This is a genomic window from Isoptericola sp. GX10416 (genome assembly GCF_056590155.1).
This window is the reverse complement of the sequence record NZ_JBWPVO010000001.1, coordinates 333,394-356,956: the sequence shown is the minus strand read 5'-3', so window position 1 is coordinate 356,956 and position 23,563 is coordinate 333,394. Positions and strand designations below refer to the sequence as shown.

25 protein-coding genes are annotated in these 23,563 nt (G+C 72.7%); 12 read left to right on the top strand and 13 right to left on the bottom strand.

Features of this window, described 5'->3' with window-relative positions; all coding sequences use genetic code 11:
* Positions 1–8: 8 nt before the first annotated feature.
* Entirely contained in the window at positions 9–1,151 is a 1,143-nt protein-coding gene (gene sepH, locus ACWAT2_RS01780; RefSeq protein ID WP_402371591.1) for a septation protein SepH, read from the bottom strand.
* 130 nt (positions 1,152–1,281) lie between these two features.
* Here sepH and ACWAT2_RS01775 point away from each other — a divergent pair, with 130 nt between their 5' ends.
* The 3 genes from ACWAT2_RS01775 (at position 1,282) to ACWAT2_RS01765 (ending at position 3,477) form a co-directional block, all read left to right on the top strand.
* Positions 1,282–1,956, top strand: coding sequence for a trimeric intracellular cation channel family protein (locus ACWAT2_RS01775; RefSeq protein ID WP_402371593.1), 675 nt, complete (start codon positions 1,282–1,284; stop codon positions 1,954–1,956).
* Entirely contained in the window at positions 1,953–2,798 is an 846-nt protein-coding gene (locus ACWAT2_RS01770) for an inositol monophosphatase family protein (protein ID WP_402371595.1), read from the top strand. The genes ACWAT2_RS01775 and ACWAT2_RS01770 overlap by 4 nt, the downstream gene beginning before the upstream one ends.
* A gap of 379 nt (positions 2,799–3,177) precedes the next feature.
* Positions 3,178–3,477: a DUF4193 domain-containing protein gene (locus tag ACWAT2_RS01765; protein ID WP_171784121.1), complete on the top strand. Its 300-nt coding sequence runs from the start codon at positions 3,178–3,180 to the stop codon at positions 3,475–3,477.
* A gap of 79 nt (positions 3,478–3,556) precedes the next feature.
* On the opposite strand, the gene ACWAT2_RS01760 is transcribed toward ACWAT2_RS01765, so the two are convergent.
* Entirely contained in the window at positions 3,557–4,054 is a 498-nt protein-coding gene (locus ACWAT2_RS01760; RefSeq protein WP_402371596.1) for a DUF3093 domain-containing protein, read from the bottom strand.
* A 43-nt stretch (positions 4,055–4,097) separates the two neighbouring features.
* On the opposite strand from ACWAT2_RS01760, the gene dut reads away from it, so the two are divergent.
* From dut to ACWAT2_RS01740, 4 genes are all read left to right on the top strand, one after another.
* The gene (gene dut, locus ACWAT2_RS01755) at positions 4,098–4,583 is read left to right on the top strand and encodes a dUTP diphosphatase (RefSeq protein ID WP_402371598.1); all 486 of its coding nucleotides are present in this window, start codon (positions 4,098–4,100) and stop codon (positions 4,581–4,583) included.
* A 92-nt stretch (positions 4,584–4,675) separates the two neighbouring features.
* Positions 4,676–5,428 (top strand): DUF3710 domain-containing protein, encoded by a 753-nt coding sequence (locus ACWAT2_RS01750; RefSeq protein ID WP_402371600.1) that lies wholly within the window; start codon positions 4,676–4,678, stop codon positions 5,426–5,428.
* 8 nt (positions 5,429–5,436) lie between these two features.
* A complete protein-coding gene (locus ACWAT2_RS01745) occupies positions 5,437–5,805 on the top strand; it encodes an OB-fold nucleic acid binding domain-containing protein (protein ID WP_402371601.1) in 369 nt (122 codons plus the stop codon).
* Positions 5,802–6,575 carry a DUF3159 domain-containing protein gene (locus tag ACWAT2_RS01740; protein WP_402371602.1) on the top strand — a complete coding sequence of 258 codons (774 nt, stop codon included), beginning with the start codon at positions 5,802–5,804 and terminating at the stop codon, positions 6,573–6,575. The genes ACWAT2_RS01745 and ACWAT2_RS01740 overlap by 4 nt, the downstream gene beginning before the upstream one ends.
* Positions 6,576–6,607: 32 nt before the next feature.
* Here the strand turns inward: ACWAT2_RS01740 and ACWAT2_RS01735 are convergent, their stop codons facing one another.
* Both ACWAT2_RS01735 and ACWAT2_RS01730 read right to left on the bottom strand, forming a co-directional pair.
* Positions 6,608–7,282, bottom strand: coding sequence for a potassium channel family protein (locus tag ACWAT2_RS01735; RefSeq protein ID WP_402371603.1), 675 nt, complete (start codon positions 7,280–7,282; stop codon positions 6,608–6,610).
* Entirely contained in the window at positions 7,282–7,941 is a 660-nt protein-coding gene (locus ACWAT2_RS01730; RefSeq protein WP_402372080.1) for a potassium channel family protein, read from the bottom strand. The genes ACWAT2_RS01735 and ACWAT2_RS01730 overlap by 1 nt, the downstream gene beginning before the upstream one ends.
* Positions 7,942–8,034: 93 nt before the next feature.
* On the opposite strand from ACWAT2_RS01730, the gene ACWAT2_RS01725 reads away from it, so the two are divergent.
* From ACWAT2_RS01725 to ACWAT2_RS01715, 3 genes are read left to right on the top strand one after another with little or no spacing between them, the layout of a single operon-like run.
* Positions 8,035–10,032, top strand: a complete 1,998-nt coding sequence (locus ACWAT2_RS01725) for an APC family permease (RefSeq protein ID WP_402371605.1) — start codon at positions 8,035–8,037, stop codon at positions 10,030–10,032.
* Between the two features lie 18 nt (positions 10,033–10,050).
* A complete protein-coding gene (locus ACWAT2_RS01720) occupies positions 10,051–11,340 on the top strand; it encodes a class I SAM-dependent RNA methyltransferase (RefSeq protein ID WP_402371606.1) in 1,290 nt (429 codons plus the stop codon).
* A gap of 23 nt (positions 11,341–11,363) precedes the next feature.
* Positions 11,364–11,771 (top strand): hypothetical protein, encoded by a 408-nt coding sequence (locus tag ACWAT2_RS01715; protein ID WP_402371607.1) that lies wholly within the window; start codon positions 11,364–11,366, stop codon positions 11,769–11,771.
* 9 nt (positions 11,772–11,780) lie between these two features.
* On the opposite strand, the gene ACWAT2_RS01710 is transcribed toward ACWAT2_RS01715, so the two are convergent.
* Positions 11,781–12,443: a DUF5701 family protein gene (locus tag ACWAT2_RS01710; protein ID WP_402371609.1), complete on the bottom strand. Its 663-nt coding sequence runs from the start codon at positions 12,441–12,443 to the stop codon at positions 11,781–11,783.
* A 240-nt stretch (positions 12,444–12,683) separates the two neighbouring features.
* Between ACWAT2_RS01710 and acnA the strand changes: the two genes are divergently transcribed.
* Complete coding sequence (acnA, locus tag ACWAT2_RS01705) at positions 12,684–15,440, top strand: aconitate hydratase AcnA (protein WP_402371610.1); 2,757 nt, start codon at positions 12,684–12,686, stop codon at positions 15,438–15,440.
* A gap of 122 nt (positions 15,441–15,562) precedes the next feature.
* Here the strand turns inward: acnA and ACWAT2_RS01700 are convergent, their stop codons facing one another.
* The gene (locus ACWAT2_RS01700; RefSeq protein WP_402371612.1) at positions 15,563–16,471 is read right to left on the bottom strand and encodes a sugar phosphate isomerase/epimerase family protein; all 909 of its coding nucleotides are present in this window, start codon (positions 16,469–16,471) and stop codon (positions 15,563–15,565) included.
* A 143-nt stretch (positions 16,472–16,614) separates the two neighbouring features.
* Positions 16,615–17,511, bottom strand: coding sequence for an alpha/beta fold hydrolase (locus tag ACWAT2_RS01695; RefSeq protein WP_402371613.1), 897 nt, complete (start codon positions 17,509–17,511; stop codon positions 16,615–16,617).
* A gap of 79 nt (positions 17,512–17,590) precedes the next feature.
* Between ACWAT2_RS01695 and ACWAT2_RS01690 the strand changes: the two genes are divergently transcribed.
* Positions 17,591–18,241: a TetR/AcrR family transcriptional regulator gene (locus ACWAT2_RS01690; RefSeq protein WP_402371615.1), complete on the top strand. Its 651-nt coding sequence runs from the start codon at positions 17,591–17,593 to the stop codon at positions 18,239–18,241.
* On the opposite strand, the gene ACWAT2_RS01685 is transcribed toward ACWAT2_RS01690, so the two are convergent.
* The 6 genes from ACWAT2_RS01685 to guaB1 form a co-directional block, all read right to left on the bottom strand.
* Positions 18,234–19,583, bottom strand: coding sequence for a permease prefix domain 1-containing protein (locus tag ACWAT2_RS01685; RefSeq protein WP_402371617.1), 1,350 nt, complete (start codon positions 19,581–19,583; stop codon positions 18,234–18,236). The genes ACWAT2_RS01690 and ACWAT2_RS01685 overlap by 8 nt on opposite strands.
* The gene (locus ACWAT2_RS01680; protein WP_402371618.1) at positions 19,583–19,957 is read right to left on the bottom strand and encodes a PadR family transcriptional regulator; all 375 of its coding nucleotides are present in this window, start codon (positions 19,955–19,957) and stop codon (positions 19,583–19,585) included. The genes ACWAT2_RS01685 and ACWAT2_RS01680 overlap by 1 nt, the downstream gene beginning before the upstream one ends.
* 68 nt (positions 19,958–20,025) lie before the next feature.
* Positions 20,026–20,460: a DUF1801 domain-containing protein gene (locus ACWAT2_RS01675; protein WP_402371619.1), complete on the bottom strand. Its 435-nt coding sequence runs from the start codon at positions 20,458–20,460 to the stop codon at positions 20,026–20,028.
* Between the two features lie 17 nt (positions 20,461–20,477).
* Complete coding sequence (locus ACWAT2_RS01670) at positions 20,478–21,380, bottom strand: aminoglycoside phosphotransferase family protein (RefSeq protein WP_402371620.1); 903 nt, start codon at positions 21,378–21,380, stop codon at positions 20,478–20,480.
* 7 nt (positions 21,381–21,387) lie between these two features.
* Positions 21,388–22,080 carry an NUDIX hydrolase gene (locus tag ACWAT2_RS01665; protein WP_402371621.1) on the bottom strand — a complete coding sequence of 231 codons (693 nt, stop codon included), beginning with the start codon at positions 22,078–22,080 and terminating at the stop codon, positions 21,388–21,390.
* A 4-nt stretch (positions 22,081–22,084) separates the two neighbouring features.
* Positions 22,085–23,542 (bottom strand): GMP reductase, encoded by a 1,458-nt coding sequence (gene guaB1 / locus ACWAT2_RS01660; RefSeq protein ID WP_402371623.1) that lies wholly within the window; start codon positions 23,540–23,542, stop codon positions 22,085–22,087.
* Positions 23,543–23,563: the final 21 nt, after the last annotated feature.

The window sequence follows — 23,563 nt, the reverse complement described above, 5'->3', positions numbered from 1 at the left end:
CCCCGGCGTCAGGGCGACGGGCGCGCGCCGCCGAAGACGATCTCGTCCCAGCTCGGTACCTGGGCACGGCCCTTGCGCGGCGTGCGCCGTGCGACCTTCGCCTTGGCAGGTGCTGCCACCTCGCCGACCACGGCCGACGGTGCCGACGTCCGGGGAGCAGCGGGCTGCGGGGGAGCGACGGGTTCCGGTGGAGGTGCGGGCGATCGTGGCTCGCCGTCGGACGACGACGTCTCGGATGCGCTCACCGGCTCGGTCTCGCGCCCGTCCCGCTCGTCGGTCTCGTCGGCGGCCTCGGCGTCGGAGGGCTCGGGATCCTCGGTGTGTGCGGCGCGCTGGGCGTCCCGGCGAGCGCCGAGATCGACGATGCTCGCACCGTCGTCCGCCTGGGCCGTCGGGTCGAGGTCGAGCGGGAGCTCCTGGTCCTGCGGGCCCGGATCGGGCCGCCGCGGCCGTTGCGGCGGGCGCTGCCCGCGGCGGCCTGCGAGGTCGTCGAGCAGGAGCGCGGTGGCGTCAGCGGCGGCGTCCGACGGCGGCGGGGGACGGCGCCGGTCGACGACGCCGGGAACGCCCAGCACCTCCGGGGAGATCGCGTCGTCCGGCTGGCCGAGCCAGCGCGCCTCGTCGTCCAGCGCGACGACCACGCGCCCCTTCGGGTCGAAGGACCAGCGTGCGCTGCGCTCGCGCTCGCCCGCGGTGAAGCGGACCTCCACGTGCCAGGGGGCGTTCCCCTCGCGCCGGGCCGTCCACACCGCGTCCTCCACCGTGACGTCGCGTGCCGCCAGCCGGGCGTCGGCGAGCTCGCCGAGCTCGATCTTTCCCTCGGGGTCGACGTGGTGGTTGCGTACCTGCGTGATCACGTGGTCCCGCTCGGTGAGGACGGGCCACTCGTAGCGCCGCACGTGCTCCAGCGGTAGTCCGGACGCGGCGGCGAGCTCCTCAGCGGTCGCACCGGCCCGGAGCCTGGCCTGCACCTCCCGCGGGCGCAGCGTCGCCGCGGACTCCGCCTGGAGCGCCTCGGTGCGCGGCCGGTCGCGGCGCACGGCGGCCCGCAGCGCCTCGGTGATCGTCAAGGTGTGCTCGACGCCGTCCGGGCCACGCAGGACCAGGCGCTCGGCGTCCTCGTGCAGCGTCACGAGCTCGAGCTCGGCCATGGTTCCTCCTCACGCCCGCCCGGCTTGGCGGGCCTGCTCGTTCGAGAGTGCCACCCACCGGCGCCCGTCCCGCGCAGGCGCGTCGGTGTGCCGCGGATTCTCGGTTGCCCGTGGCGCGGACACTGCGAGGATGACGGGCGTGGAGACATTGGTGCCGGGCGTCAACGTCCTGGAGGTCGTGGCGGTCTTCGTCTCGGCGGTCGCCGGAGGCCTGGCCGCGGTCCGCAAACGGTTCGACCTGTTCGGCGTGCTGGTCCTGGCCTGGGTCTGCGGGCTCGGCGGCGGCATCCTGCGCGACGTGCTCATCGGTGACACCCCGCCCGTCGGTATCTCCAGCTGGAAGCTCGTGGTCGCCGCGATCGCGGCGGGCCTGGCCACGTTCGTGCTGCACCCGGGCCTGACGCGGCTCCGGCGCTCCGTCATCGTGCTGGACGCTGCGGCCCTGTCCTTGTTCGTCGTCCAGGGCACGGCGAAGGCGCTCGACCTGGAGGCCGGTCTGCTCGCCTCGCTCGTGGTCGGGGTCCTGACGGGCATCGGAGGTGGTGTCCTGCGAGACATGCTGGTGGGGGAGGTGCCGCTGATCTTCGCCGACCGCCAGCTCTACGCGGTCCCGGCGATCCTCGGTGCCGCCACCGTGGTCGTCCTCTGGGAGACCGGCTGGTGGCAGTGGTGGTCCGCGCTGTGCGTGGTGGCGCTCGTCTTCGGCTTCCGGCTGCTCTCGCTGGCGCTCGGGTGGGTGGTGCCGCACGCCGGTGGTGGATGGACCGGCCGGTGGGGCCGTGAGTCGGGCAAGATGGACGGGTGACCTCACTTCCTGGCCTCCCGCCCGCCTCCGAGATCGCCGACCTGCGCTCCCTCGCCCGTTCACTGGCTCTCGAGGCCGGGGCGATGGTGCGTGGTGGCAGGCCCGCGCTCGTCGAGGTCGCCGCGACCAAGTCGAGCGACGTCGACCCCGTCACCGACATGGACCGGGCGTCGGAGGAGCTGCTCCGACGTCGCCTGGCCGCGCGGCGCCCGGACGACGGGATCCTCGGGGAGGAGGGCGACGACGTCGTGGGCACCAGCGGGCTCACCTGGGTCATCGACCCGATCGACGGCACCGTGAACTACCTGTACGGCGTGGCCTCCTACGCGGTGTCGGTCGCCGTGGTCGTCGGCGACCCGGACCCGGCACGGTGGACCGTCCTGGCCGGTGCCGTGCACTCGGTCGTGGACGGGGCGACCTGGACGGCAGGGCACGGGCTGGGTGCCGACCGGGATGGCCGCGAGCTCCACGTGCGCGAGGCGGAGTCGTTGGCGACGTCGTTGGTCGGCACCGGGTTCGGCTACGCGGCCGAGCGCCGGGCGCACCAGGCCCAGGTCCTGACGCACGTGCTGCCCCGGGTGCGCGACATCCGCCGGCTGGGTTCGGCCGCGATCGACCTGTGCCTGCTCGCCGAGGGAGCGATCGACCTCTACTACGAGCGTGGTCTCAACCCGTGGGACGTCGCTGCCGGCGGTCTCGTCGCCATGGAGGCCGGTGGCGCGCTGACCGGGCTGCGCGGAGCGCCGGCGACGCAGCTGATGACCGTCGCCGGTGCGCCGGCGCGGCAGGCCGAGCTGGTGGAGCTGCTGGAGTCCGCGGACGCCGACGCAGCCGAGGGCTGACCCGGAGCGAGCTTGCGAGTGCAGGGGCGGCCCGACCATCTGGAACCGAGGGCTGACCCGGAGCGAGCTTGCGAGTGCAGGGGCGGCCCGACCATCTGGAACCGAGGGCTGACCCGGAGCGAGCTTGCGAGTGCAGGGGCGGCCCGACCATCTGGAACCGAGGGCTGACCCGGAGCGAGTCGGAATCCGGGTGGCTTTCGCTCGGCGGAACGCTTACTGTTTGCGCTGGTCAGGCCCGGTGTGACCGGCACGACAGTCCGACATGTCGCGTGGTCGCTGCGGATGGTGCAGAATCCGGGGGCCGAGCGGGAACAAAACCCGTCCGCCAAGCATTAGCAGCGCGTACCGCCACCGAAACCCACGGAGTGTGACAACACAGATGGCAACCGACTACGACGCACCCCGCAAGAACGAAGAGGACAACGAGCAGGACTCCATCCAGGAGCTCCAGGCTCGTCGGTCCGACAAGTCGTCGGGTGTCGTCGACGAGGACGAGACAGAGGCTGCGGAAGGCTTCGAGCTTCCGGGCGCCGACCTGTCCGGTGAAGAGCTCGCGGTGCGCGTCCTGCCCCGCCAGGCCGACGAGTTCACGTGCTCGAGCTGCTTCCTCGTGCATCACCGCAGCCAGCTGGCCTACGAGAAGAAGGGCCAGATGATCTGCACGGAGTGCGCCGCCTGACGGTCGTCAGACCGCGGGCGGAGTCCCCGACACCCAGGCCGTCATGTCCTCGACGTGACGGCCTTCGTCGTCCCCGGGCTCAGGCCGTGCCGGCCGCCTCGGTCAGCGCGGCAGCGAGGTCGTCCGGGCGGCGGGTGGAGACGAGCCAGTAGGGCGTCGGGTCCTGCGGGTCGTCGAGCTCGACCCGCAGACCGGTGCGGGCCCAGCTCCGCAGGCACACGTAGGCGCGCGCGTCGAGCTCGGGGCCGAGCTGCACCCGCATCTCCTCGGCACTGAACACGGGGGTCACGGTGCCGACCAGGTCGACGGGCACGTGCGCGTCACCGGCTCGCAGCTCACCGCCGACGACCTCGACGACCGGGGCGGTCACGACGAGGGTCACGCCGACGCCCGCGGCCACGAGGAGACCGGCGACCGGCGCGACGACCGGGGCGAGCGGAAGGACCACCACGGCCACGATGACACCGAGCCCGAGTGCGGCGACCCACGCACCCGGTCCGGGGACGAGTCGCTCGTGGAACGCGGCTCCCTGGGCCGGTCCCGACGTGTCCGAGGCTCGGGTGGGCATGTCGTTCATGGGACCATCATCGCAGGCCTCGGGTGTCCGTTAGGCTGCGCGGGTGCCTGAGAACGCGAGCCCCACGGTGACCGACCCCAGCACGCTCGACGTGCTCGTCACGTTGCTGGACGACGACGCCCTCGTACCGGCGTACTCCCATCCGGGCGACGCCGGGGCGGACCTGGTGACCACCAGGGACGTCGAGCTCGGTCCGCTGCAGCGCGAGATCGTGCCGACGGGCGTGGCGATCGCGCTGCCCGAGGGCTATGCCGCGTTCGTCCACCCGCGTTCGGGACTGGCCGCCAGGCACGGCATCACGGTGGTCAACGCGCCCGGCACGGTCGATGCGGGCTACCGGGGTGAGATCAAGGTCGTCCTGGCCAATACCGACCCGCACGAGACGGTCCGGCTGCGCCGCGGGGACCGGGTCGCCCAGCTGGTGATCCAGCGGGTCGAGCACGCGCGGTTCCTGGTGGCGGAGCGTCTGCCCGGGTCGCACCGCGGCTCCGGCGGGTTCGGCTCGAGCGGTGGGGTCTCGCAGGCCTGACCAGCGGGTTCCCGGCCGGTGCCACCGGCGGTCTAACCTGGAGTACAGGGCGGCGTTGCGCCGTCGGATCCGACGAGACAAGGAGATCCCTGGTGGGTCTGTTCCGGCGCAAGGCGTCGACGAAGGCGACGGAGTCCGCGACCACGGGCGAGGTGAGCCCGGCCCCGGACGGAGCGCCCACGGGCACGGAGCCCACGGCCCCGTCCGAGCGTGGGCCGTTCGACTCCTCGCAGGTGACGGCCATGGGGCCGCGCGTCGATCTTGGTGCCGTCTGGCTCCCTGTCCTACCCGGTCTGCAGCTGCGGATGGAGGTCGACAAGAAGTCGCAGAAGGTCACGGGTGTGGCCGCCTCCCTGCAGGGTTCGGTGCTCCAGGTCCAGGCGTTCGCCGCACCCAAGACGGGCGGCATCTGGGACGAGGTGCGTGAGGAGATCGGAGCCTCGCTGACCAAGCAGGGCGGCACGGTCGACGACGTCCCCGGCACCTTCGGCCGTGAGCTGATGGCCCGCATCCCCGCGAAGACGCCCGAGGGCAAGCCCGCTGTCCGGCCGGCGCGGTTCATCGGTCACGACGGTCCGCGCTGGTTCCTGCGCGGTGTGCTCTCCGGCCGGGCCGCCGTCGACGCGGAGGCGGCCAAGCCGCTGGAGTCGGTGTTCGCGAACATCGTCGTGGTGCGTGACGCCAACCCGCGTCCGCCGCGCGACCTGCTGACGCTGACCCTGCCCGAGCAGGCGCGCAAGGACGGTGCGGACGCAACGGGCGCCGACGGGCCGACGGACGCGACGCCGCAGACTCCCTCCTTCGACCCGCTGACGCGTGGGCCGGAGATCACCGAGATCCGCTGAGGCCCGAGATGTCGCTGCGCAGCATGGTCCGCGCCGCTCTCGCGTCGACGGATGACGTCGTCGCCGACGAGGAGCGCACCGCCGCGGCGCTGGTGACGGGCTGTCGGCCGCTCGACGACCTCAACCCGCGCGAGCGCTCCTCGGCGGCCGGCGTCCTGCGCTCGGTGGTGCTGCGCCCGCGGGAGAACGTGCCCACCGTCGAGGCGGAGCTGTACGACGGCACGGGCACGCTGCACCTCGTGTGGCTCGGTCGGCGGGAGATCGCGGGCATCCAGCCCGGCAGACGCCTGCGCGTCGAGGGCATGGTGACGGTCCGCGAGGGCCGGCGGACGATGTACAACCCCCGGTACGAGCTGCGTGCACGGGCCGGCGAATGAGCTCGACGGACGAGGAGCACGTGGACGACCACAGCCCCCAGACCCCACCGGCACGCGGGATGCGCTCCCTGACGGCCGACTCGTTCTCGTTCGGCGAGGCGGTCGGCGGCGTGCGCGGCGTCATCGAGTCGGTGCTCCCCGGTCTCGTCTTCGTGGTGGTCTTCGTGATCACCGAGGACCTGACGCCGTCCCTGGTCGCTTCGGCCGCGGCCGCCCTGGTGGCCGTCGTCGCGCGGCTCGTGCAGCGCACGCCGGTCACCCAGGCTCTCGGTGGCGTGCTCGGCATCGCCGTCGGCGTCTTCTGGGCCTGGCGTTCCGGAGAGGCGCAGGACTTCTACGTCTGGGGCCTGTGGACCAACGCCGCCTACCTCGTAGCCTTCGTCGTGTCGATCCTGGTGCGGTGGCCGTTGGTGGGACTGTTCGTCGAGGCGATCCGGGCCGGGTTCTCCGACGCGGCACGCCGGGACGAACCCGTCACGGAGGAGGCGACGTCGGACGACGAGCCCGAGCGGAGCCCTTTCGCGGCGCTGGCCGACTGGCGGTCGGACCCGGCACTGGTACGCCGCTACACCGTGGCGAGCTGGTTCTGGGTGGGGCTCTTCGCCGTCCGCCTGGCCGTCAAGGTCCCGCTGTACCTGACCGGCGACGTCGGCTGGCTCGGCACGATGCACCTGGTGCTGGGCGTGCCGCTGTGGGGCCTCGTGCTGTGGCTGACCTGGGTCGTCGTCCGCGGTGCCCACGAGCGAGCCGGGCGCACCGACGCCACCTGAGCCGGCCGGCGCTCAGCCCGCGTCGCGCGGGCTCAGCCGAGCTCCGGTCCGTCGACGACGAGCTGCTGCAGCATGGCGGGCTCTGCCTCCTGCCCGGTGACGAACATGAGCTCGTCGCCGGGCTCGAGAGCGTCGTCGGCCGTCGGGCTGAACGGCTGGGTCCCACGGACGATGCACGCCAGGACGGTGTCGGGGGGCCAGCCCACGTCGCTGACCCGCAGCCCCACCAGCGGGGACTCCGGGGGCAGCGTGACCTCGAAGATGTCGGCGCCCGACTGGTGGAACGTGAAGATCCGCACCAGGTCGCCCACGGACACGGCCTCCTCGACCATGGCCGTCATGATGCGCGGCGTCGAGACGGCGACGTCGACGCCCCAGGACTCGTCGAACATCCACTCGTTGCGGGGGTTGTTCACGCGCGCGACGGTGCGCGGCACCGCGAACTCCGTCTTGCACAGCAGGGAGAAGACGAGGTTGGCTTTGTCGTCGCCCGTCGCACCCACGACGACGTCCGCGGAGGACACGTCGGCGCCATCGAGGGACGACGTCTCGCACGCGTCGGCGAGCAGCCAGTCCGCCTCGGGGACCTGGGCGACCCGCATCGCCGACGGGTTCTTGTCGACGAGCACGACCTCGTGGTCGTTGGCGAGGAGCTCAGAGGCGATGGACCGGCCCACGGAGCCCGCTCCAGCGATGACGATCCGCATCAGTCCAGCTCCTCCTCGGGCCCCGGGGCGTGGGTGAGCAGCCGTTCGACGCGCGGCGCGTCGTCGGTGCGCATCAGCACGTGCAGCTCGTCGTTCTCCTGCAGCAGCGTGTCCGCCGCCACGAGCTGACCCTCGGCGTACCGGGTGAGGAACGCGACCCGCGCGCCGGTGGTCGCCTCGATGCGCCGGACGGACAGCCCGAGCCAGCCGGGGTGGTAGTCGACCTGTGCGAGCCGGACGGCGCCCGACGGGTCGCGGTACTCGTCGGTCGCGCCGAGGGGGAGCATGCGGCGCATCACCTGGTCGGCGGTCCAGCGGACGGTGGCGACCGTCGGGATCCCGAGGCGCTGGTAGATCTCGGCGCGGTGCGGGTCGTAGATCCGGGCGACGACGTGCTCGACCCCGTAGGTCTCCCGGGCGACCCGGGCGGCGAGCACGTTCGAGTTGTCGCCGTCGGACACCGCGGCGAAGGCGTAGGTGTCCTCGATCCCGGCCTGGGCGAGGGTGTCGCGGTCGAAGCCGACACCTGTCACCTTGTGCCCGGAGAAGTCGGGTCCGAGCCGTCGGAAGGCTTCGGGGTTCTGGTCGATGACGGCCACCGAGTGGCCGCGCTCCTCGATGGACTGCGCGAGCGAGGAGCCCACGCGGCCGCATCCCATGATCACGAAGTGCACACCACGGAACGCTATACCTCCGAGCACCCGTGCGCCGACCTGCGCCTGGACGCACCGACAGGCATAGCATGAGTCACCGTGTCGGACATCGCAGACGCCGCCAAGCGGCTGCTCGTAGGGCGACCCCTGCGCAGCGAGAGCTCGAAGCGCTCTCTGCTGCCCAAGCGGGTGGCGCTGCCGGTCTTCGCCTCGGACGCGCTGTCGTCCATGGCGTACGCGCCGGACGAGATCCTGCTGATGCTCGCGGTCGCCGGCATCGCGGCCACGGCGTTCTCGCCCTGGGTGGGCGCCGCCGTCGTGGTCGTGCTCCTGGTGGTGGTCGCCTCCTATCGCCAGATCGTGCGCGCGTATCCCTCCGGCGGCGGCGACTACGAGGTGGCCACGACCAACCTCGGGCCCACGGCCGGCACCGGGGTGGCGTCGGCTCTGATGCTGGACTACGTGCTCACCGTCGCGGTGTCGCTGTCGGCCGCGTCGCAGTACCTCGTGGTGCTCCTGCCGGTGGTACGCGGGCACGAGCCGCTCGTCGCGGTGCTGCTCGTGGCGGCACTGACCGTGGTGAACCTGCGTGGGGTGCGCGAGTCGGCCTGGGTGTTCGTGGTGGTGATCTACTGCTTCATGGCGGCGCTCGGCGTCCTCGCCGTCGTCGGCGCCGTGCAGTACGTCTCCGGAGAGATGCCGCAGGCGGCCAGCGCCGACCTCGAGCTGGTGCCCGCCGCCGGGTTCGAGCAGGGTCTGCTCGGTGTCGCCGGCGCCTTCCTGGTCGCTCGGGCGTTCGCCTCCGGTGCCGTCGCGCTCACCGGGGTCGAGTCGATCACCAGCGACGTGCCGGCCTTCCAGCGGCCCAAACGACGCAACGCCGCCACGACGCTCGCGCTGCTCGGCGGGATCTCCGCCGTGATGCTCATGACGATCCTGTTCCTGGCCCAGGCGACCGGGGTCAAGTTCGTCGAGGACCCGGCCTCCCAGCTGACCCGCGACGGGGTGCTCGTCGGGGACGAGCACGAGCAGCACCCGGTCCTGGCCCAGCTTGCGGAGACGGTGTTCGGCGGGTTGTCGGTCGTCGCGGCCGTCGTCGTCGGCGTCACCGCGCTCGTGCTGCTCCTCGCCGCCAACACGGCGTTCCACGGGTTCCCCGTCCTCGGGTCGTTGCTGGCCAAGGACGGCTACCTGCCACGCCAGCTCCACACCCGCGGCGACCGCATGGCGTTCTCGAACGGCATCGTCACGCTCGCCGTGGCAGCGGGTGTGCTCGTCCTCGCGTTCGACGCCGAGGTGACCGCGCTCATCCAGCTCTACATCGTGGGCGTCTTCGTGTCGTTCACGCTCGCGCAGCTCGGCATGCTGCGGCACTGGACCCGTGAGCTGCGCAAGGAACCGAAACCGAAGGTCCGGAGCCGGATGAAGCGGTCGCGGGTGCTCAACGGGACCGGGTTCGTCCTGACCTCGGCCGTGCTGGTGATCGTCCTGGTCACGAAGTTCACCCACGGTGCCTGGATCACCGTGGTGGCCATGGGTGTGCTCTTCGTCATCATGCGGGGCATCCGACGCCACTACACCAGGGTCCGGTCCGAGCTCGCGCTCGACGACGTCGCGGGTGCGCGTGCCCTGCCGAGCCGGGTCCACGCCGTCGTGCTCGTCTCCCGGGTGCACAAGCCGACCATGCGCGCGCTCGCCTATGCGCGCGCCTCGCGGCCGTCGCTGCTCGAGGCGGTGACGGTCGGTGTGGACCTCGACGAGAGCACCGACCTGCGTCGGCAGTGGGAGGCTCTCGACCTGCCGGTCCCGCTGCGCGTGCTGGACTCCCCGTACCGCGAGATCACCCGGCCGATCCTGCACTACGTCCGGTCGCTGCGCAGCGAGTCCCCGCGCGACCTCGTGGTCGTCTACATCCCGGAGTACGTCGTCGGGCACTGGTGGGAGCATCTGCTGCACAACCAGTCGGCGCTGCGGCTCAAGGGGCGCCTGCTGTTCACGCCGGGCGTCGTCGTCGCGTCCGTCCCTTGGCAGCTGTCGTCCTCGGCGGGGCACACCGGGCTCGAGGGTGACGAGGTCGACGGCGGCGGTCCGCTCTGAACGGGGGACAATGAGGCCGTGACCCGACCCCGCCGTTCGTCCCCCCGCTCCCGTCCCGTCGACCCGGAGGTCGGCCTCGAGCTCGAGCTCGAGATCGGCCCCGTCGCGCACGGCGGCCACTGCGTCGCCCGCCACGAGGGTCGCGTCGTCTTCGTGCGCCACACACTGCCCGGCGAGACGGTGCGCGCCCGCGTGACCGAGGGTGGCAAGAAGTTCTGGCGGGCCGACGCCGTCGAGGTGCTGGAGCCGTCGGCCGACCGCGTGGAGCCGGCCTGGCCGGCGTCCGGCCCGGGCGGCGTGGGTGGCGCGGAGCTCTCCCATGTCGCGCTGCCCGCGCAACGGCGCTGGAAGGCGGCGGTGCTCGCCGAGCAGCTCCGGCGGCTCGCCGGGCTGGAGCCAGACGTGACGGTCGAGGCCGCTCCCGGCGACGACGAGCGTGGTGGGCTCGCCTACCGCACCCGGATCGAGCTCGTGACGGACGCCGACGGTCGCGCCGGGATGCGGCGGTTCCGGTCGCACGACGTCGTCCCGCTGGACGCCATGCCGCTCGCGACGCCGGAGGTGCTGACGCTGGCGGTGACCGAGGGAGTCTTCACCCGGCGCTGGCGGCCGGGCCAGCGGCTCGAGCTCGTCGCCCCGGCAGGGGGCGCGGACGCCCTGATGCTGGTGGACGGCACGCCGTGGCGGCGCGGCCGGCCGGACTTCCGGCCGAACGCCCGCCGCGCGGTGACGGAGACCGTGCAGGTCGGCGACGCCGAGCACCGGTACCGCGTCGCCGCCGACGGGTTCTGGCAGGTGCACCGCGGGGCCCCCGGGATGCTGGCGGGAGCCGTCCTGGACGCCGTCGGCGACGTCTCCGACGCCACCGTCCTGGACCTGTACTCCGGCGCGGGCCTGTTCACGCTGCCGCTCGCCGCGGCGGTCGGGGAGCGTGGGCGGGTCGTCGCGATCGAGGGCGACGAGCAGGCGGTCAAGGACGCCCGGCGCAACGTCCACGGGCTGCACCACGTGGACCTGCGGTTGGGCGCGGTGGACCGTGTGCTCGCACGCCGCACCGACGACGACCCCGTGCCGGCGGCCGACGTCGTCGTCCTCGACCCACCTCGCGCTGGCGCCGGGCGCGCCGTGGTGGACGCCATGGCGGGGCGGGAGCCGGGCCGGATCGTCTACGTGGCCTGCGACCCTGCTGCGCTCGCCCGGGACGTCGGCCTGCTCGGCGAGCGGGGGTACACCCTGACCGGCCTGCGGGCGTTCGACCTCTTCCCGCACACGCACCACGTGGAGGCGGTGGCGGTGCTGGACCGCTGAGCGGACCTCGGTACCGTCGGATCATGCAGGAACGAGGCCCGGTGCGGCGGTGGCTGCCGCTGCGGCTGGCGGTCGTCGCGGTCGTGGTCGGCGTGGCCGTGCTGGTCGCCCTCCTCGTGCGCTCGTCGGGCGAGGTGGTGCTGCACACCTACCGCGGCCTCCCGGCGGGTGTCGACGCCGATCCAACCGGCGCGGAGCCGGGATGGCTGCTGGCCCCGGAGTCGGGCCGGATCGCCGTCTACGCCGCGGGCAGCTCGTCGTGCCCGTGGCTGCCGCAGGACGTCGTCGCGGAGGGCGACCGCGTCACCATCACCCTGGGCACCGGCACGGGCGAGTGCACCGCGGACCTGACCTGGACCACGAGCGTGGTGGCCGTGCCGGACGGGGTCGACCTGGCCCGGCTCGACGTCGACCTCGTCCTGGACGGCTGAACCGGACGGTCAGGTGAGCCGCGACGCCGCCGAGGCGAAGCCGAGCCAGCTGTGCCGGTTGCCCCACCAGCACCAGCCCACCTTCGCCGCACCCCGGCGCTGCGACCCGTCGCGTCCGGTCCCGTTGGAGATCCACACGGCGGGGGTCCGCGAGTCGAACGAGCCGTCGGGCTTGCGCAGCCGGGAACCGATCGTCATGAAGCATCGGTTGCGCTCCAGCACGTCGGGCGCCTGCAGCGCCCAGTGCAGGCCTTCCGCCAGCGTGAGCGGGGTCCGTCCGCGTCGCTCGAGCTCGGGGGCGGCCTCGGCCGGTGACCAGCTCGCCAGGTCGTCACCGCGATCGGGTCCGACGACGGCGTAGACGTCGGCGGTCGGCTCCTCCAGCCCGGTGGGAGCGAACTCGTCGGCGTCCGGCATGTCGACCACCACGAACCCCTCCCGCTCGATCGTCCCGGCGCGGGTGCGCACGGCCCGGCGCAGGTGCGGGGCGAGACTCGAGGGGCGCAGGTGGCGCGGGTGCACGACGAGCAGCGCGCCGTCGGGGGCCCGTGTGGCGAGGCGGGCCGCCGTCGACGGCAGCGTGGCGGCGTCGAGCGTTCCGGCGGCGGGCAGGAGACCGAGGTCCGCGAGGCGGTCGGCCTGGGCGGGGAGCGAGGGCAGGGGAGCGGGCACGTGACGTCCTTCCAGGTGGCGGCCGTCGTTCAACGTCCGCCGGGGCGCTCGTGTTCCCGTCCGGCGCGCGGCGGTGAGGCACCCCTAAGTATCTTGACGTCAAGATATATGGGCTATGCTGGGTGCAGCCCGGCGACCTCTGCGTACGCTGGGCGGAGCCCGTCGGAAACATCGGCGTCGGAACCGCTGCCACGTGCCAGATCGGTGCCCGCGCCGGACAGCCCCCTAGAAGGAGCCGCAGTGAGCAGCGTGGACACATTCGGATCGAAGGGAACCCTGGACGTCGCCGGGAACTCGTACGAGATCTTCCGGCTGTCGGCCGTCGAGGGGCTCGAGCGCCTCCCGTACGCGCTGAAGATCCTCGCGGAGAACCTCCTGCGGACCGAGGACGGCGCCAACATCACCGCCGATCACGTGCGTGCGCTCGCCGGGTGGGACCCGGACGCGCAGCCCAGCACCGAGATCCAGTTCACGCCCGCACGCGTGATCATGCAGGACTTCACCGGCGTGCCCTGCGTCGTCGACCTCGCCACGATGCGCGAGGCCGTCGCCGAGCTCGGTGGGGACCCCACCCGCATCAACCCCCTGGCACCGGCAGAGATGGTCATCGACCACTCGGTGCAGATCGACGTCGCAGGCCGCGCCGACGCGTTCGAGCGCAACGTCGAGATCGAGTACGAGCGCAACCACGAGCGCTACCAGTTCCTGCGCTGGGGCCAGACGGCGTTCGACGACTTCAAGGTCGTCCCGCCCGGCACCGGCATCGTCCACCAGGTCAACATCGAGTACCTGGCGCGCACGGTGATGACGCGTGAGGTGGACGGCGTGCTCCGGGCCTACCCGGACACCTGCGTCGGCACCGACTCGCACACGACGATGGTCAACGGCCTCGGCGTGCTCGGCTGGGGCGTCGGTGGCATCGAGGCCGAGGCGGCCATGCTCGGCCAGCCCGTCTCGATGCTCATCCCGCGCGTCGTCGGCTTCAAGCTCACCGGCGAGATCCCCGCGGGCGTCACCGCCACGGACGTCGTGCTGACGATCACGCAGATGCTGCGCCAGCACGGCGCCGTCGGCAAGTTCGTCGAGTTCTACGGCTCCGGGGTCGGCCAGGTCCCGCTGGCGAACCGCGCCACCATCGGCAACATGTCGCCGGAGTTCGGTTCCACGGCTGCGATCTTCCCGATCGACGAGGTGACGATCGACTACCTGCGCCTGACCGGCCGGTCCGACGAGCAGCTGGCGCTCGTCGAGGCGTACGCCAAGGAGCAGGGCCTCTGGCTCGACCCGACGTCGGACGACTACGTCGAGCCGACGTTCTCGGAGTACATGGAGCTGGACCTGTCGACCGTCGTGCCGTCGATCGCCGGCCCGAAGCGCCCGCAGGACCGCATCGAGCTGTCGCACGCCAAGGCGGCGTTCGCCCGCGACCTGCCCGCCTACGCGTCCGACGTCATCGACGCCGTCGACGAGGCCGAGAAGGAGTCCTTCCCGGCCTCCGACTCGCCGTCGACCCACGCGCAGGTGCGCCGCACCGTGCCCGTGACGGACTCCGAGGGCAAGGAGTTCGAGCTGTTCCACGGTGCCGTCGCGATCGCTTCGATCACCTCGTGCACCAACACCTCCAACCCGTCGGTGATGCTCGCTGCGGCGCTCCTGGCCAAGAAGGCCGTCGAGGCCGGACTCGAGGCGAAGCCGTGGGTCAAGACCTCCATGGCGCCGGGCTCCCAGGTCGTGACGAACTACTACGAGAAGGCCGGCATGTGGCCGTACCTGGAGAAGCTCGGCTTCCACCTGGTCGGTTACGGCTGCGCCACCTGCATCGGCAACTCGGGCCCGCTGGACGAGAAGATCTCCGAGGCCGTCCAGGAGCACGACCTCGCCGTCGTCTCGGTGCTGTCCGGCAACCGCAACTTCGAGGGACGCATCAACCCGGACGTCAAGATGAACTACCTGGCGTCGCCGCCGCTGGTCATCGCCTACGCCCTGGCCGGCACGATGGAGTTCGACTTCGAGCACGACCCGCTGGGCCGCGACGAGGACGGCAAGCCGATCTTCCTGCGTGACATCTGGCCCACGCCGGCCGAGGTCGAGGAGACCATCGCCACGTCGATCTCCCGCGACATGTTCACCAAGGACTACGCGGACGTCTTCGCCGGTGACGACCGGTGGCGTGCCCTCGACACCCCGGAGGGCGACACCTTCGCCTGGGACACGGAGTCCACGTACGTGCGCAAGCCCCCGTACTTCGAGGGCATGGGCGCCACGCCGGAGCCCGTCGCGGACATCGCGGGCGCTCGCGTGCTGGCCAAGCTGGGCGACTCCGTCACCACCGACCACATCTCGCCGGCCGGTGCGATCAAGGCCGACAGCCCGGCGGGCACCTACCTCGCCGAGCACGGGGTGGGACGCCGCGACTTCAACTCCTACGGATCCCGTCGCGGGAACCACGAGGTCATGATCCGCGGCACGTTCGCGAACATCCGCCTGAAGAACCAGCTCCTGGACGGCGTCGAGGGTGGCTTCACCTTCAACTTCGTCAAGGGCGAGCAGGACACCATCTACGACGCGGCCCAGGACTACGCCGCGCAGGGCACCCCGCTGGTGGTGCTGGGCGGCAAGGAGTACGGCTCCGGGTCGTCGCGCGACTGGGCGGCCAAGGGCACCGCGCTGCTCGGCGTCAAGGCGGTCATCACCGAGTCGTTCGAGCGGATCCACCGGTCGAACCTCATCGGCATGGGCGTCCTGCCGCTGCAGTTCCCGGCCGGGCAGTCCGCCGAGTCGCTCGGCCTGGACGGCACCGAGACGTTCGACATCACCGGGATCGCGGCGTTGAACGACGGTTCCACCCCGGAGACGGTCGCCGTCAAGGCCACCAAGGACGACGGGTCGGTCGTCGAGTTCGACGCCGTCGTGCGCATCGACACCCCGGGCGAGGCGGACTACTACCGCAACGGCGGGATCCTGCAGTACGTGCTGCGCGACCTCGTCGCCGCCTGAGCCGGAGGCCTGAGGCGACGAACGGCGCCCCGTCGCTCCCTCGAGGAGCGGCGGGGCGCCGTTCGTTCCGGCCCGGGGGATCTCGGGCAGGCCGGGCGGCCCGGCCCGGCCGGCCCGAGAGATCAGTAGGTGAGGGTGCTGAGGTAGTCGAAGCTGTCCTGCGCGAAGTCGCGTCCGTCCGGAGCGAGGTCGTACTCGACGGTGTAGTACCGCACCTTGCCGTGGGCCGCCTGGAGGATGGGCTCCCAGTCGAGCTCGCCCTCGCCCACGTCGGCGAAGGTCGCCCGGGCGTCACCGTTGAGGGACCCGTCCTTGACGTGCAGCAGCTCGATGCGGTCGCCGTACTCCTCGAGGAGCTCCACGACGTCCACGCCGGCGTCGTACGCCCACAAGATGTCCACCTCGAACGTCACGTACCGGGGGTCGGTGTTGTCGGCGATGATCTCCCACGCCGACTTCTCCTCGCCCGTGGCGGGGTCGGTGTAGACGGTGGTGAACTCCTGCTGATGGTTGTGGCCGAAGATCTTGTGCAGCCCGCGCTTCGAGGCGGCCTCCCCGAGGCGGTCCAGCGTCGCGGCGGTCGCGAGGGTGTCCTCGTAGCTGCCGATGCCGGGGGAGGCGAAACCACCGGAACCGACGTAGTGCTGGCCGATGGTCTTGGAGTAGTCCAGCGTCTCGTCCCAGGTGGACTCGTCCGTGCTGTTGTGCGACGCGGACACCTTGAGGCCGTGTTTCTTGACGAGTGCGCGGAACTCCTTGGCCGTGTACCCCGAGAAGTTGCCGGCGTAGGGCTCGATGTTCCGGTAGCCCATGCCGGCCAGCTCGCCGAGGACAGAGTCGAGTCCGTCCTGCGCCACCCAGGGGATGAGGCTGTACATCTGGATGGAGATCTTGCTGGCCGGCACCGTGCGCCCCGCGTCGTCCGGCGGGGCGGCAGCGGCACCGCCCGCCACCGAGAGGGCGAGCGCGAGCCCGGTGGCCGTGGCGGGCGCCGTGCGCAGCTTGCGGCGGCCAGGGGGGTGGTTCGACATCGTCGTCTTCCCTTCGCGTGCGACGTTCCGCCGGCGTTGGCGGTGCGGTGCAGGGACGGCGGTGACGCGCGCCACAGCACGATTGCGACATTAGGAGGACTTCCGCGGACTGTCAACCAAAAGATGCGTAACAGAAAGCAGCTTCACGCAGTGTGGGAGCTTGTCCAGGCAGGTGAAGCTGTCTGCGCGGCACCCGTCTCGGTGGCGTGCCTGACCACCGCGCGGAGGACGTCGGGATCGTCGAGGACGCGGTTGTGGCCGAGACCCGGCGCCAGCAGGAGCTCGCTGCCGGGGTGCGCCGCGTGGAGCTGGCGGGCGTTGTCCGGATCGTTCATCGAGTCGGTGGTGCTCTGCACGAACAGCGTGGGGACGCCGGCAGGCACCGGGTGGCGGGTCAGGTCGAGCTCGGTGCGGGGCGCGACGACCTCGGGGAACATCGTGCGCGCCGCTCGGTCGGCGAGCCGGTCGTGCACGCCCGCAGGGAGCCCGGACTGGCGGACGAACGAGCCGATGACCGACTCGAAGCCGGTTGGGGCCGCGATCGCCACCCACCGGTCGGCAGCCAGACCGTCGCGCAGCGCGAGGCCTGCCGCCATCCCGCCGAGGGAGTGCCCGACGACGGCGGCGGCTGGGCCGGACTGCTCCTGGACCGCGCGGAGCACGCGAGCGTGCTGGACGGCCTGGGTGCGGTGCCCGGTGGACTCGCCGTGCGCGACGCCGTCGAACGCCACGGGCCGCAGGCCCGCAGCCTCGAACGCCTCGACCAGTCGGGCGAACCGCGAGGCGCGCAGCTGCCAGCCGTGGACGAGGAGCACCGACGGGGCGGAGGGGTCGCCCCAGGTGTAGGTGGTGACGTCCTCGCCGTCGACGCGAACGGTGCCGCGGCGGGCGGCGTCGTGCGTCATCTGGTCCGCGGGTCGGATGCGTGCCGCCGGTCCGACGCGGCGCATGGCGCGCAGGGCGAGGTCGACGCTGAGCGGCGGGGCGACCGTGCCGAGGATCCGGAAGCCGGTGCGGACGGGAGCGGGGGTGAGCGGCACGGGTCCTCCAGAGGACGAAGAAGAAGATGTACGACCGTTCGCACAGTAACACTGAACGAACGGTCGTACGATCAGTCCCATGACGTCGATCCAGGATTCCGCCGCGACGGACGGGCGCCGGGCACGAGGCGACCGCTCCCGACGAGCCGTGCTCGACCACGCCGTGCAGGTCGCCTCGGTCGACGGGCTGGGCGGCCTGACCTTCGGCTCCCTGGCCACGGCAGCCCCGGTCAACAAGAGCGGCATCGCGGGACTGTTCGGCTCCAAGGAAGGGCTGCAGCTCGCCGTTGTCGACCATGCGCGCGCGACGTTCGTCGAGGAGGTGATCGCCCCCGCACGGGAGGCCGAGCCGGGCGTGCCCCGGCTGTGGGCGCTCGTGGGGTCCTGGACGGTCTACTCGCGATCCCGCGTGTTCACCGGGGGCTGCTTCTTCCGCGCGGCCGAGGTCGAGCTCGACGGCCGCGCGGCCGGGCCTCTGCGTGATGCCGTCGTGGCGGTGCAGGAGCAGTGGGACGCCTACCTGCGCCACCATGTCGAGCTCGGGACGGCGGCCGGTCAGCTGGGGCCGGACGCCGACGCCGAGCAGGTCGCCTTCGAGATCGACGCCCTGCTCGGCGCCGCGAACGACCGGTCGCTGCTCCTGGGCGACGACGGCGTCTACGCCCGCGCGCACCGGGCGATCCGGGCGGCACTCGTGGCGCGTGGCGCCGACGCCGCCGCGCTCAGCTGAAGCCGAAGAGGGGCGGGAACAGCACCACGACGACGGCGGCCCAGACCGCGTACACCGGTAGGTAGCTCGTCTGCCAGCGTTCCAGCGCGGCGAACCCGCGGCGTCGGCGGCAGAACCCGAGCGTGAGCCGTCCCGACTGCACCAGGTGGACGGCCAGGAGCAGGTTGAGACCGAGGGCGGCCACCTTGTTGGGGCTCGCGCCGAACTCCGCGATGCGGGCGAGCATGGCAGTGACGGCCACGGCGTCGACCGCGAGCGCCGCCACCACCATGGCGAGCTGCAACGCGTCGAAGAGCCCCGGACGTGCGAGCGGATCCCGCGCCGAGATCGAGTACAGCAGCAGCGCGAGCACCAGCATCAGCACCGCGTCGAGCAGGATCAGCAGCTCACGGTCGACGGTGGTCAGTCCGCCCGCCGCGACGAGCGCGACGAACGAGACCGCGAGCATCGCCGTCGTCAGCGGTGTGAACACGCGCGTCAGCACGGGGGCGATGTTCTCGACCACCTCCTGCTTCGCCTCGACCAGCCAGGCGGCGACGAGCAGGGCGCCGGGCACGCCGAACGGCATCAGCCACCGCTCGAGGACCGGTTCGAGGTCGATGCCGGCCAGGCCGAGGAGGCCGAAGCAGAGCCCGACGAGGACGGCGCTGCCCAGCGCGATGAGCGCGAAGTAGATGGCCAGCTCGCCGGTGAACCGCACGAAGTCCATGCGGCGGTCGGCGGACCGCCAGCGGCCGCCGGCGTACGCCAGACCCACGAGCGCCCACAGCACCACCGGTGCGTGGACGGCGGCCAGGGCGACCGTCGAGCCGGCGGGGTCGAACGGGTACACGTTGAGCACGATGCCGAGGGCGACGAACGCCGCGCCCAGGGCGCCGAGGGTGCGCCCGGTCAGGCGCCGCTTCCAGGCGAGGTATCCGGCCAGGAACGGCGCCACGAGCAGCCCGACGTTGCGCAGGAGGACCGTCTCGACCCAGAAGGTCGCACCGAGCTTCACCGCCAGTCCGGCGCCGACGGCCAGGGCGAGCACGACGGCGAGCTCGCGGCGGGCGGCCGGGGAGGCGCCGTCGTCGGGGGCCCCGGGCAGGAGCACGAGCTGCTTCCAGAGCCGCTCGGAGTGCTCGCGGGCGAACTCGCGGGAGACGGAGTCCAGGCGGCCGAGGCGCTTGACGGCGACGAGGAACGCCTCGTCGTCGTCGAGGCCGGTGGCCGTGAGGTCGGCGATGCGTCCGCGCAGGTGGTCCTCCATCTCGTCGACGTCGGCCGGGGCGATGGTGCGGTGGCGGTGCACGTAGTCGCGCCATCGCGCGATCTGGGTCTCCAAGGAGGACTCGGTCTCCATCAGGCGAACCCCCCAGCGGTGGCCGGACCGCCCGGCAGCGGACGGGCGACGGCCTCCCAGGCCTGCGTGAGCGCGTCGCTCACGACCCGCCACTGCGCCTGCCGCTCGGCGAGCGTCTCGCGTCCGGCGGGGGTGATCGCGTAGTGCTTGCGGCGCCGTCCGGCGGGGGAGCGGCCCCAGCTCGCCTCGATGAGGCCGTTGCGCTCCAGGCGGTGCAGCAGCGGGTACAGCATGCCGTCGGTCCACTCCATGTGGCCGCCGGAGAGCTCGGCGACGCGCTTGGCGATCGCGTAGCCGTACGACTCGCCGTCGGCCAGGATGCCGAGCACGAGCGGTGTCGCGGAGGCCGCGACGAGGTCCTTGTCGATGTGCATGGGTCTCCATCCCTCGATCTACTAGGTATTAAACCCTCGTAGATCTAGGGGTGGCAAGCCATGAGGGCTCAGGTGCCGCCCTCGCGGGCACGCAGGCCGTAGGTACCGGCCGTCAGCGTGCGGTAGGAGTCCGCCACGATCCGTTCCAGCACGGCCAGGTCGACCCGCTCGAGGTCCTTGAGGTAGAGGCAGCCCACGCCGTGCTGGTGGGGCCCCAGCCGCTCGAGGTCCTCACGATGGGCGTCGATCCCGTCCATGAGATAGACCACCGTGCGGGCCTTGCGCGGCGCGAACCCCGCGGCCACGGCGTCGCCGGACCGGCCCGAGACGTACTCGTAGCGGTACCGCCCGAACCCGACGATGCTGCCGTCACGGTGCGGCGTCTCCCCGGTCGCCCGGGACATGAGGTCCAGGAGGGTCTCGGCGTCGCGCCGGCGCACCGGGTGCTCGACGGCGTCGACGAGCTCGCGGACGTCCGGGGGGACCTGCGCCGGGTCGGCCATCACGCCAGTCTGCGCCGTCAGGCGTCGGCGAGCACGCGGTGCAGGGCCTCGACGCCCATGCGGCGCACCCAGGCGTTCTCCGGGCCGGACTCGAACATCGACGTCGACATCGTCAGGGCCCAGCCGCGGGCACGCAGCCACACGGGATCGTCGGCCGGGTAGCGGTCCGAGAGCGCGTCGCGGTACGTGGCCCGGCCCGGCGCGTCGAGCACGAGCCAGGCGGCGGCCAGGTCGGTGGCGGGGTCGCCGGCCGTCATGTCGCCGAAGTCGACGACGGCGGCGAGCGCGCCGCCCTCGGCGTCCGGCCCGTCGCCGGTCACCACGAGGTTGCCCGGGTGCGGGTCACCGTGGATCCACACCGGCGGCCCGTCCCACGCCGGTGCCGCGACCAGGCGGGACCACAGCGCGAGGGCCTCCTCGCCGTCGGGCACGATGCCGCGCTCGACGCGGCCGCGCACGGCCGTGTCCCGCGTGGTGATCGGTGCCCCGCGGAACGGGTTGACCGGGGCGTCCGACGGCGCGGGGAGGTGCAGCGCCCGATGGAAGGCGGCGAGCTCCCCGGCGATCCGGCGCCGCCGACCGACCGGGACGTCCGCCGCGCGGACGCCGGCGACCCACGGCACCACGGACCACGACCACGGGTAGCCGAGGGCCGGGCTCGGGCGGCCGACGCGGACGGCGACCGGCACCGCGACCGGCAGGCGCGGGGCCAGCACACCCAGCCACTGCTGCTCGTGCTCGACGAGGTGGGCGGCGACCTCCCGCTGCGGCACCCGGACCGCCAGGTCGTGCCCGAGCCGCAGCATGACGTTGTCCCAGCCGTTGGCCACGACGCGCAGCAGGCGGTCGGCGAGGTCCGGGTGCTGCTCGGCGAGCAGGCCGCGCACCAGGTCGACGGTGACGTCCAGGTCGGCTCTCACGGCGTGCTCACAGGTCGAGCTCCAGCTCGTGCGCCCGGTCCCACTCCTCGGTCCAGCCCAGCTGGTCGAACAGCGCGTCGAGGATGCCCGCCGTGAACCCCCAGACCAGGTGCTCCGTGCCGCCGTCGTCCACCAGGAAGCCGGGACCGCGCCAGACCTGCCCGCCGCGGCGCAGCACGGTGGTGACGCGGCTGCCGGGATCGAGGAGGTCGGCCACCGGGGCGCGGAAGACGTGCGCGGACTCGGCCGGGTCGACGACGCCCACGGCGGACTGCCGCGCCCACCAGGCGAGGACCGGGGTGACGACGTGGTTGCTCACGGGCATCGGCAGGGACTCCAGCGTGCCGAGGACCTCGACGCCCGCGGTGTCCACCCCGGTCTCCTCGGTGGCCTCGCGCAGCGCCGCCTCGACGACGCCCTCGTCCGGCTCGACACGCCCGCCGGGGAACGCCACCTGGCCCGCGTGGGAGCGCAGCGTCGCGGCCCGCGACAGCAGGAGCACGTCCAGGTCGCGGTGCACGGCGAGCGCCTGCGCGTCGTGGTCGGCGGCGAGCGCGTCCAGCACGCCGAACAGCACCAGCACGGCGGCCGGCCGCGCGGCCGAGAGGTCGATCTCGCCGCGGGCGTGCCGCCACGGGCCCGCGAACGTGCCGGCGTCGGCCAGCGCGGCGAGCTGTTCGCGGGCGGTCGGTGCGCTCACGAGCTCACCAGGAGGTGGCCAGGGGCATGCCCTCGGCGTAGCCGGCGGCCGACTGCACGCCCACCACGGCGCGCTCGGCGAACTCCGCGAGCGTGCGGGCCCCCGCGTACGTGCAGCTCGAACGCAGCCCGGAGGTGATCTCGTCGAGCAGGTCCTCCACGCCCGGACGCTCCGGGTCGAGGTACATCTTCCCGGTCGAGATGCCCTCCTCGTACAGCGCCTTGCGGGCCCGTCCGAACGCGGTGCCCGCGCCCGCGGTGCGCGCTGCGACGGCGCGCGCGGAGGCCATGCCGAACGAGTCCTTGTACTGCCGCCCCGAGCCGTCCTCGTGGAGGTCGCCGGGCGACTCGTACGTCCCGGCGAACCAGGAGCCGATCATCACCTGGGAGGCGCCAGCGGCCAGCGCGAGCGCGACGTCGCGCGGGTGCCGCACGCCGCCGTCGGCCCACACGTGCTTGCCGAGCCCGCGCGCCGCCTCGGCGCACTCGAGGACCGCGGAGAACTGCGGGCGCCCGACGGCGGTCTGCATGCGCGTGGTGCACATCGCACCGGGGCCGACGCCCACCTTGAGGATGTCGGCACCCGCGTCGACGAGGTCGCGCACGCCGTCGGCCGTGACGACGTTGCCGGCCACGACGGGGACGTGCGGGAAGTCGGCCCGCACGGCGGTGACCTCGCGCAGTGCGGCGAGCATCTTGTCCTGGTGACCGTGCGCGGTGTCGACGACGAGCACGTCCACGCCGGCGGCGAGCACCTCGCGCGTCTTGGCCGCGACGTCGCCGTTGATGCCGACGGCGGCGCCCACCCGCAGGCGTCCCGCCGCGTCGAGGGCGGGGGAGTAGACCGTGGAGCGCACCGCTCCCTTGCGGGTCAGCACGCCGACCAGGACGCCGTCGCGCACCACGGGGGCGAGCCGCACCTTCTCGGCGTGCAGCCGCTCGAACGTCGCCTCGAGGCCGTCGGCCTCGACCTGGGCGGCGTCGAGCGTGACGAGGCCGTCCGCGACGAGCGTGCCCACGCGGGCGAACCGGTCGACGGCGAGGCAGTCCGCCTCCGTGACGACGCCGACGGGGCGGCCGTCGTCGACCACCACGGCGGCGCCGTGCGAACGCTTGCCCAGCAGGCTCAGGACCGTCGCGACCGTCTCCGTGGGGGCCACCGTCACCGGCGTCTCGATCACCGGGTCCTTGGACTTGGTGTCCGCCACGACGTCCGCCACCACCTCGACCGGCACGTCCTGCGGCAGGATCGCGATCCCGCCGCGTCGCGCGATCGTCTCGGTCATGCGGCGCCCGGACACGGCCGTCATGTTGGCGACGACGATCGGGATCGTGGTCCCGGTGCCGTCGTCGGTCGACAGGTCGACGTCGAACCGGCTCGTCACGTCGGAACGCGACGGGACCATGAAGACGTCGCCGTAGGTCAGGTCGGTGGTCGGCCGCTGGCCGTCGAGGAAGCGCACGGGTGCCTCTTTGAGGGTTGT